The organism is Candidatus Accumulibacter sp. ACC003, assembly GCF_907163085.1.
In the GTDB taxonomy this organism is placed as follows: domain Bacteria; phylum Pseudomonadota; class Gammaproteobacteria; order Burkholderiales; family Rhodocyclaceae; genus Accumulibacter.
The window spans coordinates 57,323-71,429 of sequence record NZ_CAJQTX010000002.1; the positions used below are offsets into that span (position 1 = coordinate 57,323).

Genomic DNA, 14,107 nt, shown 5'->3' on the forward strand with positions numbered 1-14,107 from the left:
ATCTCTCCGCTTGGCTTTACGATGGCCGCACACTCACCACAGGAGAACACCAATGTCCGCTAGCAGCCGCGAAAATAGCACGCGCAGCGCGCTCATCATCATCGACGTGCAGGAATCTTTCCGACAGATGCCTTACTGGTCCGAAAGCGATGTCCCGGCCTTCAAAAAGGCCGTGCTGGCGCTCGACGACGCGTGTCGGGCGCGCGACGTGCCGGTGGTGCACGTCTTCCACATCGGCCAGGCGGGTCCGTTTACCGAAGAGTCGGGTGCCGTGCGGGCGCTCGACTGGCTGCCGGACTCGCCCGACGCCTGCTTCTTCAAGCACACGCATAACGCTTTCTCGGACACCGGCCTGGATCTCTGGCTGCGCCGCCGCGGCGCCGACCGACTGATCATCGCCGGCATCCGTACCGAGCAATGCTGCGAAACGACGACACGCGTCGCCTCGGACATCGGCTACCAGGTCGATTTTGTCAGCGAAGCGACGCTCACTTTCCCGATGACGCATCCCGGCAGCGGTCGCGTGTACTCGCCGCAAGAGATCAAGGCGCATACCGAACTGGTGCTCGCCGGTCGCTTCGCACGCATCGCCAGCGTCGACGATTGCATCGCCAGTCTGGGAGGCGTACATGCTTGAACTGCGCCCGAACTGCGAGTGCTGCGATCGCGAGCTACCGCCAGCGGCGCTCGAGGCGATGATCTGCTCCTTCGAATGTACCTTCTGTGCCGACTGCGTGCAGCAGCGCCTGCCCGGGCAGCGTTGCCCCAACTGCGGCGGCGAGTTCGTCCGGCGGCCGATCCGGCCGGTGGACAAACTCGCCGGCAACCCGGCTTCGACAAAGCGCGTTTTCAAGCCGCTCGCCGACACGCCGGCAGCGGCACCGGCCAGCACCAGGGCGGGGCGCTGAAAGCATGCCGCCGCGCGACCTCGCTCTGGCGCTGCTGGTGGTCGTCGTCTGGGGCCTCAACTTCGCGGTGATCAAGACCGGCGTCGCCGAAGTGCCACCCTTGCTGCTCGGCGCGCTGCGCTTCATCCTCGCCGCGTTCCCGGCGATCTTCCTGCTGCGCCGGCCCGAATTGCCACTACGGCTCTATCTCGCTTACGGACTGAGCATCTCGGTCGGACAGTTCGCCTTCCTGTTCACCGCCATCCACCTCGGCATGCCGTCCGGACTGGCGTCACTGGTGCTGCAGTCGCAGGCCTTCTTCACGATGCTGTTCGCCGCGCTGTGGCTCAAGGAGGGCTGGCGACGCAGCCAGCTCGGCGGGCTGATTCTGGCGGCCGGCGGGCTGCCGCTGATCGGCTGGTCGCACGGCGCGTCGATGCCGCTGGCCGGCTTCCTGTTCACCCTGGCGGCGGCTTCGATGTGGGCCACCGGCAACATCGTCACGCGGGCGCTGGCGCAGCACGCGCCAGTCAATCAGCTCGCTTTCGTCGTCTGGGCGAGCCTGGTGCCGCCGCTGCCCTTCTTCGCGCTGTCACTGCTGCTCGAAGGTCCGGCGGCGATCGCCGACACCTTCGCCCATTTCAGCCTGCAGTCCTTCGCCGCCATCGCCTATCTGGCCTGGGCGGCAACGCTGCTCGGCTACGGCCTGTGGACGCGTCTGCTGTCGAAGTACCCGGCCAACCAGGTGGCGCCGTTCAGCCTGTTGGTCCCGGTCGTCGGCCTGAGCACGGGCTGGCTGGTCTTCGGCGAAGCGCTGCAGCCGCTGCATTTTGCCGGCGCCGCGCTGCTGCTGTTCGGCCTGGCGGTCAACGTCTTCGGCACGCGCCTGCTGGCCTGGGCACGGCGATGACGCTCTCGGTGTGGTTCGTGCTGACGCCCAACGTCCTGCTGCTCGATTACGCCGGGCCGGCCGAAGCGCTGCGCATGGCCGCCGAGACGAGTAGCGAGAGTCCTCACACGATCGTCCTGCACAGCTGTTCGCCAGTGCCCCGGCTGCGCAGCTCGCTGGGAGTCGAAGTCGGCGGTCTCGAAGCACTGCCGGAGCGCCTGCCGCCGCACAGTCTGGTGATCGTCGCCGGCAACGCCTGCGAAGCTGAAGACTACGGCCGGCCAGAAGCGCACGCCGTTGTCGCCTGGTTGCGCAGAGCGCGGCTGGCCGACTGCCACGTCGCCAGCATCTGCTCCGGCGCGCTCCTGCTCGCCGCCGCCGGCCTGCTCGACGGGCGCCGCTGTACCACCCACCACAGCCTGATCGAATCGCTGCAGGCCGCCGCGCCGGCGGCCAGGGTCGAAGTCAACCGCGTTTTCGTCGAGGACGGACCGGTGCTCACCAGCGCCGGTATCACCACCGGCATCGACTTGGCGCTGTACCTGATCGAACGCCATGCCGGCGCCGAACTCGCCGCCCGCGTCGCCCGCCGGCTGGTCGTCTATCAGCGGCGCAGCGGTAACGACCCGCAGCTCTCGCCGTGGCTGGCGCATCGCAACCACCTGCACCCGGCGCTCCATCGGGCGCAGGACGCGATCGCGCAGGATCCGGTGCGTTCGTGGTCGCTGGCCGAACTGGCCGCGTGCGCACACGTCAGCGAACGCCATCTGACGCGCCTGTTCGCCGAGCACGCAGGCATCGGCGTCGTCGCTTACCAGCAGCGCCTGCGCATCGCCCGCGCCCGCGAACTACTCGCCGACCGGCAACTATCGGTCGAGCGCGTCGCCGAGCTCGCCGGCTTTTCCTCGGCCAGGGATTTTCGGCGCGTCTGGCAGCGTTACGAAAGCGACGCGCCGAGCGCCGGACGGGCTGCTGGCGGCTGAAAGTCCGTCGCTCGACTGAGCGCCACGACAGCTACCAAGGATGCCGGCAATAGCCCGCCGCGCCGGCACGTCGACTGGCCAGAACCAGAATGCTTTGATGACCTGGTAAGAAGCAGCGCTGGCCCGCTCAGTTATCGCGTCGCTCGGCGAAGAAGCGGCACAACTCGCCGTCCGGGATCTGCTGGCGCACGTACGAGAAGCTGCCAAACTCTGCCATTTCCGTTGCCGCCTGGCGAACGAAGCCGAGCGCGGCGCGTGCCAGGCTGCCGCCGATGGTCACCCGCCGCACACCAAGCTCGCCAAGCTGAGCGACGTTCAACACCGAGTCGCTCAGTCCCATGACCACGGTCATCGGGCCGTCGATTTCCCGAACCAGCGCGGCAATGGTTTCCTGGTCTGTAGCGCCAGGGACAAAGAGGCAGTCCGCGCCGGCTGCACGGTAGGCGTTGCAGCGTGAAACCGCCTCCGCGAACGGATCCTCAAACCCGAGTAGATAGGCGTCCGTGCGTGCCGTCAGCACGAAGGGAATGCCGGACATGTCGGCCGCCTGGCGCGCCGCCTGCACGCGCGCGCTCGCCTCCTGGATCGAAAACAGCGACTGTTCAGGATCACCAGCACTGTCCTCGATATTCGCACCAACGACACCGGCAAGGATCGCGCGGCGAATGGTCGCGGCAACCTCATCCGGGTTAGAGCCGTAGCCCGCTTGCAGGTCGGCACTCACCGGCAGCCGGACGGCGGCAGCGATTGCCCCGACGCGATCGAGCATCACGTCTCGACTGACCGCCGCCTCCTTGTCCGGGTAGCCAAGCGAGTAGCAGATCCCTGCACTGGTCGTCGCGACGGCGGGGAAACCAAGCGCCGCAAGCATCATCGCGCTACCCGCGTCCCAGGCGTTGGGCATCAGGAAGATGGAATCGCTGCTGTGCAGCGCGCTGAATACGGATCCGCGTTCGATCTGGGTCATGAGTGGCTCCGGGTCGTGTCTGCAGCGCCGGCAAAAGAGTCGTATTGGCTAACTTGGCCAGGCAGCGCTAGACTGCACGCACGCGAGGGATTTGCCGAAGGAGTTCAGAATGCAGGTTAACATGCTCGACGCCAAAAACCAGCTTTCCCGGCTGGTACAGGCAGCGCTGGCGGGTGAAGAGGTTGTCATCGCCAACAATGGCGTTCCAATGGTCCGGCTGGTAAAAGTCGGCGCGCCCGAGCGACGCCGTGCACCCGGTGCGTGGGCGGCGTTGCCCAGGGCCGACACGGACTGGGACGCGCTGGCGACCAACGCCGCCATCGCCGACGCGCTCAGCGGCGGCGAAATGCCGTGAAGCGCTACCTGCTCGACACCCATCTGGTCTATTGGTGGATGACTGCCGACGCTTGTCTGGGCGAAGCGACGCAGAGCCTCATCGAACAGTCCGAAATCCTGGTCAGTACCGCCAGCATGTGGGAAATGGTGTTGAAGAACGGCAAGGGCAAGTTGCCCTTGCCGCCGGGCGAACTCACCGAAGAGCTCGAAGCGCAGGGCTTTGTCCTACTGCCCATCGTGCCGCGTCACATTGCCGCCGTCCGCCGCCTGCGCTGCGCACACGCCGACCCCTTCGATCGACTGCTCATCGCCCAAGCCAACGATGAGCGACTGACGCTGCTCACCCGCGATGCGGCGATACTGGCGTTGAGCCTGGATGGCGTAGTAAAGGCCTGACAGCAAACGTCGCCCGTGATTCGCTCGCGGGGCAGAACGCGCTTTTTACAGGCGAGGTTCCAGGAATTGACGCTACGCGCGGTGCCAAACGAAAGTAACGAAAGCAACGAAAGGGACCAGGAACCATGATAGCCAGCGTTGAACCGATCGGCACCGATGTCCTTTGCCGTTCGACAGGGACAGCCACCAGCGAGCTGCGCCTCGACGGCGAGCAACTGCTCGGCGCACTGGCCGATTGGTCCGAGCGTTACGCGCGGGCGGTTGCGAACGGCATGGCTGGCGAGTTGCTCGCCATCGGCCGCGAGATGTTCGATCGACTTGACGGCAACGGTTGGGCGTCGGCCTGGGCGCAGGCGACCGGGCCGCGCACCTTCGAGGTCCGCGTCGACGACTTCGGCACCTACTTGGCGCGGGCATTGCTTGATGCGCCCTGGGAACTGCTCGCCAGTCGCGACGGTCATCTAGCCGGCGATCACGTGCAGCTCTTCGAGCTTGCTCGTCGTGTCGGTGTCGCGAGTGCGCCTCTCGCAGCGCGCTACGACGATCTGCAGCTGATGTTCATGGCCGCGGCACCGCAGGGCGCGAGCGTGCTCGATTTCGAGGCCGAAGAAGCGGCGATCCTCGAGGCGACGAAAGGGCTGCCGCTGCATCTGGTCGTCGAGGAGAGCGGCGCAGCCGCGTTTCTCGGCGAGCGCCTGCGCCTCGACGGCCCGTTTGAGGCACTGCATCTCTCCTGCCACGGAACGATCGATCCCACGCACGGTTCGGTGCTGTTGCTCGAGGACACAGCCGGTGACCTGGCGCCTGCCGACGCTGGCGAAGTCGTTGCCTTGCTCGGCGAGCCCGGACGGACGCCACTGGTCTTCCTATCAGCGTGCCGTACCGCCGAGGATGGCGAGGCGCGCGGCGAAGGGCAGCGCCGCTTCGAGCCCTTCGTCCGTGACCTCACACGCGCCGGCGTGGCCAACGTGCTTGGCTGGGACGGCTCGGTGTTCGACGCCGACGCTATGGCTTTCGCAACGGTTTTCTACCGCCAGCTGGCCGGCCGTGAGAACACCGTGCGCGCCGCCGCCGTCGCCCGGCACGAGGTGCGCCGGAAGCAGATCGCCGATCCGCAGTGCGGCTGGCATTGGCACCTGGCGCGCCTGTATCTCGGTCCTGGCGGCGGTGGTGCACTCGCCGCTCGCGGGCAGGCCAAGCGCACGCCGGCCGGCGTGAAGTACGAGGAGCAGTTTCTTGACGCGGCGCGCAGCAAGATCCCGGTTGCCGGAAGAAACGATTTCGTCGGTAGACGGCGCGAGACGCAAGCGGTGCTCAGGGCGTTCCGCGATGGCGCGGCCGGCGTGCTCATCCACGGCATGGCCAACCTCGGCAAGTCCAGCCTCGCCGCACGAATTGCCAGCCGTATGAGCAATCACCGCACGGTCGTCGTCTTCGAGCACTACGACGCCCTGGCCATTTTCGATCGTGTCGTCGAGGCCTTGCCACCACCGCAGCGCCGGGACGTGCGTGCGACCTGGCGCGATGCGGTGATCGCCAACGCCGATATCCTGGACGACGCGCTCGAGACCTTGCTCGCCGGGCCGCTGCACGAACAGCCCATGTTGCTGATCGTCGACGACCTCGAACGTGTCCTCGAAACGCCGCTGCAATCGGACGCGCCGACGCCGGTGGCGGCGGCGTACCGGGCACCGCTGGCGGCGATCCTGAGCGCCTTTTCCCGAACGCCTACCGCTTCGCGCCTGCTGCTCACCAGCCGCTATCGTTTCACGCTGAGCGACGCGCGCGGGCGTGAGCTCGCCGCGCAGCTGCGCTACGTCCCGCTGCGGCCGATGGACGAGGGCGACCAGTACAAGCAACTCCGGGTCGCGCTACGCGGTGCGCAGCGGCCGCATCAGACGATTGACGAGACCCTGCTCCGGCGCGCGCTTAATGTTGCGGGCGGCAATCCCGGCTTGCAGGCTCTGCTGACCCGGCCGATCGTCGCGGGCGAGACGCTGACTGCAAGCAGGGCGCTGGAGTCGATCGAGCACTTCCAGCACAGCGGCGTGCCGACGACCGAGATCGGCAGCCTGATCGCACAAGGCATCAGTCACGACGCAGCCAACGCCGTAGTCGCCTTTTTCAAGCGCATGGCCTTCGACGTCTATCGTGCCGCACTCAGCGATCAGCAGGCGAGTGTGTTGCGCGGCGCCTGTGTTTTCGTCGAGGGGATGCCAGTGCCGCGCACCGCGATCGAAGCAGCCGGCGGCGCGCTGGGCGTTCTGCGGACTGGAAACGCGCTAGACCGGCTGCTCGGACTCGGTCTGGTAGACGATTGGGGTGCGCTCGGCGGCGCGCCGCACGCCGCTGTCAACCCGCTAGCCAGGCCTCTGAGCAAGGCGCTGGACGAGGCAACGGTTTCCCGCCTCGCCGACGCCGTGTTGCCGGTGCTGGGCGACACTTGGCGCAGAAAGGATGGCAGCTTCTCCTGGGACGCACGGGCTGTAGAGGTCGCCCGGCTTGAACTTGCCGCCGTTAGGCCTGACGCCGCCTTACTCGACGCTGCAGCGGAGAGCGCCGGGCGCCATTTCTTCCAGCACCATGCAGACGCGCAGCGTGCGCTGGATCTGGTCCTCGAACCCGCGCTAGTGTTTAATTGCATAGATTAACGATAGTATTCCGCAGCTGCGCGCCCTTGACCTCTCGCTTTCGCCAGGCGAATGGGGCGGCGTTCTGGTTGTAAGCCGCGGTGAAGCTGTGAATGGCGGCAACGAGTTGATCCAGGCTCGAGAAGCTGGCGTTTCTCAGGGTCTTGCGCTGGAAGATGCCGAACCAAATGTAAGTATTCGGCCAACCCGTAGCGCGCCAGCGCCATTGCCGAGGCGGGTTAGCGGCAGAGGACTGATCGGAAGGATCGGTGAAGGGGATAGAGCCAGATATCCTTGATCGGGAGGATCGACTTGCGGGTGGGGCACTTCTTGCCTCGGCCGGCGGTTTGGCCGACCTTGATCCAGTTGGCGGCCTGGTAGCAGGTGCCGCGATGGCGGGGCGTCTCGACGAAGGTTTCGAGTAGTACGGGGCGGTAGCCGTAGCGCGCCAGCCAGTCCTTGGGCAATTGCCGCTGCATAAGCGAGAGGATCTTGGAGGCCAGGCCCTTGCACTGGATCCAGGGCAGGATCAGAAAGCGGGCATTGTTCACCACCAGTTGCAGGTTCCTTTGTCGCTGCTCATCGTGCCAACCGATGAATTGCTCGCGCGCGGCGAGTTTCCAGGCGCTGGCGCCGAAGCTGAGCAAGGCGACCAGGGTCTCGCCGGCGAAGACGAAGTAGCGGCTCTGACTGCCCGCCATGGGCGTGTGGCCGAGATAGTGGTAGCGGGCGATGTACTCGTTCCACAGACGCGAGTTCGCCGAACCGACGACCTGATGCAGACGCAGCGGCGGCAGTTCATGCACCGGCTGGGTGAGCAACGGTTGTGGATCGGTGGCGTGAGTAGGCAGATACTCGGGTTGGCGAGGAGCGGCCCGTCGTGCCGCCGGCAGGGTGAGCAGGCCGTCGGCCTGCATACGCAGCATGGCCACCCGGCAGGTCATATCCTTCAGCTCGCCATTGGGCTTACGCCAGTCGAAGAGCTCACACACCTGGCGCGACAGTTGCGCGCGGCTGCTGCCAGGATGGGCTTCGATCAGGCGGCAGAGGGCCTGCAGTTCGTCGTCGGTAAAGTGACGCCCGCAATAAGGCTTCACGAGCTATCGATGGGACGGCTCTGATCGACCGGGATGCCACGCATCTGAGCCAGTCGATCGGTCGCCATCGCCCAGGGCAGAAAGGCACTCAAGTCCGTCGGCGGCAGGTTGCCGTTGGCGGCGCAGGCCTCCAGATACGCCGTCAGCCAGGTGCGCGGGTTGATTCCCCACAAGCGCAGCGTCAGCAGCAAGCTGAACATCGTCGCGGCGAGTGCGCCGGACCAGAGACTGCCCGACCCATAGAAGTTCTTGCGTGCGACCACCGGCGTGCGCTGTGCGCGCTCGGCGGCATTATTGTCCATCGCCACCTCGGGGCGGTCGACAAAGACGGTCAGGCCGGACCAATGTTTGCGCATGCTTCGCAGCACCTTGCTCGCCGGCATTTTGAGCGCCGGGTTCGCCAGTTCGCTTTCCCGTTGACTGGCCATTTGCGTGATCGCCTGCCGCAAGGCGCGGTCGCGTTCGGCCCACTGTACTGGGTCGCTACGGACTTCCAGGCGCCGTCCATTCAAGTGGTAGAGCTGAGCGATCTGCTCGACCCAGGCCAGTGCCCAGTCCGCGAGCTCCGGATGGGCGTTGGCCAGTTCCAGGAAATCACGCCGCTGATGTGCCCAGCAGAAAGCCAGAATGAAGTGGTCAAGAACTCGCGCGAGCTTCTTGTAGGCCGAATAGCGATCACAGATGATGACTCCTCCGGCGCTACCGGAGAGCTCCCGGATCGGCACCGCCGCCGAGCGGCTCGGGTCGAGCACGAAGTGGATGACCGATGGGCCGTGGAACACCCAGAAATACCAGCGATGTCCGACCTTCCCTTCGGTCTCGGCAAAGACCCGCCAGCGGGTCTCGTCTGCGTGCCACTGTTTCTCGCTGCGTAGTTGGCCAAGCAGTGCTTCTTCAAGCGGCTCGAACAGCGGTGCCAAGGCACGCAGTCCGCCGGCCACCGTTCCTGCCGAGAGCGTCAGTCCGTGGTCGGACAAGTCTCGCAGAAGCCGATGCGTCGGCTGGCCGTACAAGAACTTCGACAGCAGCAGGTGCACCCAGATCGACACGCCGTACTTTCCACGCGGGATCAATCGTGCCGGCGGTGGCGCGGTCAGAATACCCCGCGCGCCCGAACACTGACAGGTCCGCCGGTAGCGCCGCCGGCAGATCTTCCGGCGGTAGGCCTTGACCTCGATCTCGAGGACTTCACTGTCTTCCGTGCCGGGAAAGTCGACGTAGCCCAGACCACAGTCCGGGCAATGCGGGCAGTCGATGTCGATGACCTCGATCTGCGTCGGCAAGTGACTTTCCGGGTTCCGCCCGTGACCCGCTGCTCCCGGTTGCTGACCTCGAGCTCGCGACGATTTTTGGTCCGCCGCCGGGTTCTTCTCGGCTCCCGAAGAGCGTTCTGACTTGCGACCAAACAGGCGTTTTTGCAGATCGCGGATCTTGCCCTTGGCCTGCTCCAGTTCGCTGCGCAAGGCCGCCTCGCGCGCCGCCGCTTGCGCCATTTCCACCCGATGAGCGGCCTCCGATTGCGCCAACCGAACCAGCGCTTGTCGATGTTGGCTCCGCCAGAAGCTGGCCTCCCAGCGGAGCTTGATTTCCTGCTCCTTGGTCAACGTCACCAACACCTCGGCGAACGGCGCCACTTGGCGGTGACTTGCCGCCGATCCTCCGCCAATGATGTCCGCACCCGTGTCCATGCGCCGCATGGTGCCGGATTTCCGCTGCTGTGTCCAGTCCAGATTTCCGGTCTACCCGCCAATCGCTGACTGAACCACGCCGACCAAAAAAGCGGGGGCTACGGGTTCACCGAATACTTACAACCAAATCTCCACTTGGTTTAGCCAACTGGCGCTGGTGGGCGTGAAGTGAAAGGTGACGTTGGGGTGAGCGGCGAGCCACTCGTCGTTTTTCTTGTGCGTGTTGAGGTTGTCCAAGATGACGTGGATCTCACGGTCGACGGGTTCATCAGCGATGGTCTCCTCCATGAAGGCCTGGAAATCAGCGCGCTTCTTGGTTAGGGTAGTCTTGCCTCGAATGACGCCGGTGGCCACTTCGAGGGCGGCGAACAGGTTGACCGTGCCATGGCGTTTGTAGGTGCTTTTCAGTCCCTGAACCACCTTTCCGCTACTGGTTTGGACATAGCCGCGCCGACGCTCCAGAGCCTGGATCGAGGGTTTCTCGTCGACGCTCAGGACCAGCGCGTTTTCAGGTGGGTTAAGGTACAACCCGATGACATCCGCTGCTTTGGCGGCGAACTCTGGGTCCGTGCTCACGCACCAGGAGCGATGCCGCTGCAGCTGGATGCCCTCCCGACGCAACACGCGCCACACGGCATCGTCCGATACTTCCAGCGCCTTCGCCAGCGAACCACCATCCCAACTTGCCATACCTTCCGGCGGTGTCCGTTCGAGTTGCGCCAGAATGCGGTCACGCAGATCCTGCCCGTACTTCGCCGGCTTGCCCGGCCGCGCAGCATCACGCAAGCCCGACAAACCATGCTCGGCAAAGCGCCGACGCCACAGCCCCACCGTGTTCGCACGTACGCCAACTGCGCGGGCAACCTCGTCGTTTCGCAGACCCTCCAAACAACCCAGCACGATTCTCGCTCGCTCGGCCAAGCGAACCTCGCCACTGCGACTCCGTGACATACGCTCCAATTCCTCCTTCACCTCCGCTGTGCAAGACAGCGCCACCGCCACACGTCCCACCACATCTCCTCCACCACGAAGCAATGGAGAAGTATGATAGTTACTACCGGTTAATAATGCAATTAGACACTAGCCCGCCTTGAAACACTCGGAGTCACGCCCGGGGCCGGACTGCTACGGATCACAGTTGACTGCGCCAAACGCGTCGGCCTGACGGACACCGAAAAGCGAGCCATCGCCCTGCTGGCACGTCTGGCCATGAGCGATAGCAACGATGTTGAATCGGCCACAGCGATGGTGTATGTCGCTCGTCACCATCATCGCCTGGGCGATATGGACGATGCTGAGAAGGCTTTCGCGTGCGCAGCTGCACGCTTTCGCAATTGCGGGCAGGAACGGGAGTGGGCGATTGCGCGTGGCGGAGTGGCCGATATTCTCAAGGCCCGTGGCCAGTTCGACGCAGCCCTAAATGTGCTCCGCAAACAGGTGTTGCCAGTTCTTGAGCATTTCGACGACGCGAGTGCTAAGGCCGTGACGCAGGGAAAAATCGCCGATATCCTGAAGTCGTGTGGACAACTCGACGAAGCGCTACGCATTCACCGAGAAGAAGAGCTGCCAGTCCATGACCGCCTCGGCGACCTGGGTGAAAAGGTGGTAACTCTGGGAAAGATCGCCGCAATCTTGCAAACGCGCGGTCAACTCACCGAGGCGTTGGAGCTACAGGAACAACGGATGCCGATCGCGCGGCGGCTGGGCGACATCGACAGCCTCGCACACATCATGTTTTCGACTGCGTGGCTTCGCCTGGAGAGCGGTGAGCGCGAGACGGGCGGGTTGCCACGGATTCACGACGAACTTGCCGAGGCCTTCGCGATAAGTGTCACGCTCAGCCGTCCAGATTTCATCGCTGGGACTGGTTTACTCCTCGCTCAAGTCTTGGCGATGGGTGGTCGGCCAGACCCGGCGCTGGTTGTTCTGGCGCAGGCCGAAAAGGCGTTCACGAAGCTGGATGACGCGGTGGGGTTGGCGCACGTGCGCGAGTTGCGAGCGACGATCGGCGGGGCTTGAGCGCTGTGTGTAGTGATCGCCACCGCGGAGGAGAGGTCCCACGCATCACGACACAGGCGGAGGCCAGTATTCGCGCGCGCATGGGCGGCAAGCGTCGCGAATTCGCGCCCGTGACGTGAATCGGCGCTATGATATGACCAATCACATGACCAACCGGAGCGGTACGATGAGCACCGTCACACTGGCTGATGCCAAGACGCACTTGAGCCGTTTGCTCGATCAGGTCGAGGCTGGCGAAGAAGTGATCATCACGCGGCGAGGTCAGGCGGTTGCCCGCATCACGCCGGTCGAGAAAGCCAAGCAGCCGATCAAGTCGCTCGCCGAGTTTCGCAGTCGCATGCCGGGTTGGCGCAAGTCCAGTGCCGAGCTCTTGCGAGAAATGCGCGACGAGGGGCTTTGATGCTGTATTTCGACACCAGCTTCCTGGCACCACTGATCCTCGAAGAAGCGACCAGCGCAGACGTCGAAGCGTTCTTTCTCGATCTTCCGCCCGGGCAGTTGCAGGTCAGCCACTGGACCCGCGTCGAGTTTGCCAGTCTCGCCGCCCGCGAGGTCAGGATGGGAGGCCTGGCGGAGGCGGAGGCACTGCTGGCCATCGACCAGTTCGATGAAATGGTGGCTGGCTCCTGCCAGGTCGTCGTTCCCGGTGCAGCGGATTATGAGCTTGCCAAGAACTACATCCAGCACTTCGCCACCAAGTTGAGAGCCGGCGACGCGCTACACCTCGCGATCGCCAGCAACCATGGCGCGAAGATGCTTTATACGCTGGATGAGGGGCTCCTGGCTGCTGCCTGGCTACTGAAGATCCCCGCCACCAAAGGCATCAAAGCCTGACACCTGGATTGTCATGGTCCGTCGCGACGGCCCAACCGGGACGTGATGAAATCGCCAAGTTATCTGCAGGAAGACCAACGAGCGCAAATATATGGCGCTGGTCGACACTTTACGAAGACCGAACCAGGCAGATCGCGACGATCGCCAACGACCAGTTTGACCGCCACCCGATTGCTACGGATACTTCGCTCCTTACGCTGGCGCTGCGATCGCCACCCTCCCGAGATTTATTGACGCCAGCATGGCGGTAGCACATGAAAGCTATTGAATTGCAGCAAGCGCCTGCCCAACCGGCGAGTCCGCATCGGTGGCGACGAATCTTCGCAAGGGCGCTGCTCGTCCTGACCAGTGCCGCTATCGTGGCGCTGCTTGCTGGCACGCTGCCGGCACAGGCCCAGACAACGACCGCCAAAGCGTCACCAGTGCTCATCGAGAGCGCGCCGCTCGGCGAGGTGATCATCCACCCGCAGCGCGAACTGGCGGCCAGCGTCATACCGCGTAACGAGTCGAAACTTTCGGCCGAAGTCAGTGGCGTTCTCCAGCGCTGGACGGCCGAAGCCGGCAGTGCGGTGAAGAAGGGTGAACTCCTCGCCGAGATCGATCCAGTCGATTTCCGGCTGGCGCTGCAGCAGTCGCAGGCGGCGCTGGACGCCGCGCTGGCCCGGCTGAAACAGGCCGAGCAGCAGCTCAAGCGGTCGCGGGAGCTGCAGGCGCAGGGATTCTTTTCGCAGGAAGCGCTGGTCCAGCGCGAAACCGAAGTGGCGTTGATGCGCAGCGAGCTGGCGTCGCAGCAGGCGCAAGTGGCGATCGCCCAACGTCAGCTGGCGAAAGCGAGCTTGCGCGCCCCTTTTGCCGGCAGCGTCGTCGAGCGCCTGGCGCAGACCGGCGAGGCGGTAGCGCCGGGAAGCGTGCTCTACGTGCTCGCCGAAACCGGCGCCGCCGAGGTCAGCGCCAGCATCGCGCCGGCCGATGTCGCCGGACTGCGGCGTGCCAAGGACCTCGTCTTCGAGACGCGCGGCAAGACCTACCCGCTGCGTCTGTTGCGCGTCGCTGGCACGGTGTCGGCGCCAGCGCGCACGCAGGAGGTCCGCCTCGGTTTCGCTGCCGGCGACGGCACGCGCGTGCCGGTCCCGGTGGGCAGCGACGGCCGCTTGCTGTGGTCCGATCCACAACCCTATCTGCCGGCGCCGCTGCTGGTGCGCCGCGGCGAGGCGATCGGCGTCTTCGTGCAGCAGGGCAAGGTTGCCCGCTTCGTCGCCTTGCCCGCTGCGCAGGAAGGTCGCGCCGTGCCGGTCAGCCTGCCGGCGGCGACGCGCGTGGTGGTGCGCGGCCAGGCGACGCTGCAAGACGGCGTGGCGATCAGGTAGACAGCGCCAACCCT

The 14,107-nt window shown here is 65.1% G+C and carries 14 protein-coding genes and 2 pseudogenes; 11 read left to right on the forward strand and 5 right to left on the reverse strand.

Going from position 1 to position 14,107, the window contains the following annotated elements; all coding sequences use genetic code 11:
• The first annotated feature begins 52 nt into the window (after positions 1 to 52).
• Genes QZ656_RS03925 through QZ656_RS03940 form a run of 4 tightly spaced genes read left to right on the forward strand, consistent with a single transcriptional unit; the run spans position 53 to position 2,759 of the window.
• Positions 53 to 637, forward strand: a complete 585-nt coding sequence (locus QZ656_RS03925) for an isochorismatase family protein (protein ID WP_291992165.1) — start codon at positions 53 to 55, stop codon at positions 635 to 637.
• A complete protein-coding gene (locus QZ656_RS03930) occupies positions 630 to 908 on the forward strand; it encodes a DUF1272 domain-containing protein (RefSeq protein WP_291992166.1) in 279 nt (92 codons plus the stop codon). Before QZ656_RS03925 ends, QZ656_RS03930 begins: the two co-directional genes overlap by 8 nt.
• Before the next feature lie 4 nt (positions 909 to 912).
• Positions 913 to 1,797 (forward strand): EamA family transporter, encoded by an 885-nt coding sequence (locus tag QZ656_RS03935; RefSeq protein WP_291992167.1) that lies wholly within the window; start codon positions 913 to 915, stop codon positions 1,795 to 1,797.
• Positions 1,794 to 2,759: a helix-turn-helix domain-containing protein gene (locus tag QZ656_RS03940; RefSeq protein ID WP_291992168.1), complete on the forward strand. Its 966-nt coding sequence runs from the start codon at positions 1,794 to 1,796 to the stop codon at positions 2,757 to 2,759. Before QZ656_RS03935 ends, QZ656_RS03940 begins: the two co-directional genes overlap by 4 nt.
• A 127-nt stretch (positions 2,760 to 2,886) precedes the next feature.
• Here the strand turns inward: QZ656_RS03940 and QZ656_RS03945 are convergent, their stop codons facing one another.
• A complete protein-coding gene (locus QZ656_RS03945) occupies positions 2,887 to 3,726 on the reverse strand; it encodes an isocitrate lyase/phosphoenolpyruvate mutase family protein (protein WP_291992169.1) in 840 nt (279 codons plus the stop codon).
• A 109-nt stretch (positions 3,727 to 3,835) separates the two neighbouring features.
• On the opposite strand from QZ656_RS03945, the gene QZ656_RS03950 reads away from it, so the two are divergent.
• The 3 genes from QZ656_RS03950 to QZ656_RS03960 all read left to right on the forward strand — a co-directional run bounded on the left by QZ656_RS03950 (position 3,836) and on the right by QZ656_RS03960 (position 7,109).
• On the forward strand, positions 3,836 to 4,081 hold the full coding sequence (locus QZ656_RS03950; protein ID WP_291992170.1) for a type II toxin-antitoxin system prevent-host-death family antitoxin: 246 nt from the start codon (positions 3,836 to 3,838) through the stop codon (positions 4,079 to 4,081).
• Positions 4,078 to 4,458 carry a type II toxin-antitoxin system VapC family toxin gene (locus QZ656_RS03955; RefSeq protein ID WP_291992171.1) on the forward strand — a complete coding sequence of 127 codons (381 nt, stop codon included), beginning with the start codon at positions 4,078 to 4,080 and terminating at the stop codon, positions 4,456 to 4,458. The genes QZ656_RS03950 and QZ656_RS03955 overlap by 4 nt, the downstream gene beginning before the upstream one ends.
• 125 nt (positions 4,459 to 4,583) lie before the next feature.
• The gene (locus QZ656_RS03960; protein ID WP_291992172.1) at positions 4,584 to 7,109 is read left to right on the forward strand and encodes a CHAT domain-containing protein; all 2,526 of its coding nucleotides are present in this window, start codon (positions 4,584 to 4,586) and stop codon (positions 7,107 to 7,109) included.
• Here QZ656_RS03960 and QZ656_RS03965 read toward each other — a convergent pair.
• From QZ656_RS03965 to QZ656_RS03980, 4 genes and pseudogenes are all read right to left on the reverse strand, one after another.
• Positions 7,093 to 7,278, reverse strand: a pseudogene (locus QZ656_RS03965) (IS630 family transposase); the annotation flags it as partial. The gene QZ656_RS03960 and the pseudogene QZ656_RS03965 overlap by 17 nt on opposite strands.
• A 49-nt stretch (positions 7,279 to 7,327) precedes the next feature.
• Complete coding sequence (locus QZ656_RS03970) at positions 7,328 to 8,185, reverse strand: DUF4338 domain-containing protein (protein ID WP_291991654.1); 858 nt, start codon at positions 8,183 to 8,185, stop codon at positions 7,328 to 7,330.
• On the reverse strand, positions 8,182 to 9,882 hold the full coding sequence (locus QZ656_RS03975; protein WP_291991655.1) for an IS66 family transposase: 1,701 nt from the start codon (positions 9,880 to 9,882) through the stop codon (positions 8,182 to 8,184). The genes QZ656_RS03970 and QZ656_RS03975 overlap by 4 nt, the downstream gene beginning before the upstream one ends.
• A gap of 111 nt (positions 9,883 to 9,993) precedes the next feature.
• A pseudogene (locus QZ656_RS03980) lies at positions 9,994 to 10,884 on the reverse strand (IS630 family transposase); the annotation flags it as partial.
• Between the two features lie 198 nt (positions 10,885 to 11,082).
• Between QZ656_RS03980 and QZ656_RS03985 the strand changes: the two are divergent.
• The 4 genes from QZ656_RS03985 (at position 11,083) to QZ656_RS04000 (ending at position 14,093) form a co-directional block, all read left to right on the forward strand.
• Complete coding sequence (locus tag QZ656_RS03985; protein WP_291992173.1) at positions 11,083 to 11,892, forward strand: tetratricopeptide repeat protein; 810 nt, start codon at positions 11,083 to 11,085, stop codon at positions 11,890 to 11,892.
• Positions 11,893 to 12,058: 166 nt separating this feature from the next.
• On the forward strand, positions 12,059 to 12,292 hold the full coding sequence (locus QZ656_RS03990; protein ID WP_291992174.1) for a type II toxin-antitoxin system prevent-host-death family antitoxin: 234 nt from the start codon (positions 12,059 to 12,061) through the stop codon (positions 12,290 to 12,292).
• Positions 12,292 to 12,726 carry a type II toxin-antitoxin system VapC family toxin gene (locus QZ656_RS03995; RefSeq protein WP_291992175.1) on the forward strand — a complete coding sequence of 145 codons (435 nt, stop codon included), beginning with the start codon at positions 12,292 to 12,294 and terminating at the stop codon, positions 12,724 to 12,726. Before QZ656_RS03990 ends, QZ656_RS03995 begins: the two co-directional genes overlap by 1 nt.
• A 254-nt stretch (positions 12,727 to 12,980) precedes the next feature.
• Positions 12,981 to 14,093 carry an efflux RND transporter periplasmic adaptor subunit gene (locus QZ656_RS04000; RefSeq protein ID WP_291992176.1) on the forward strand — a complete coding sequence of 371 codons (1,113 nt, stop codon included), beginning with the start codon at positions 12,981 to 12,983 and terminating at the stop codon, positions 14,091 to 14,093.
• Positions 14,094 to 14,107: the final 14 nt, after the last annotated feature.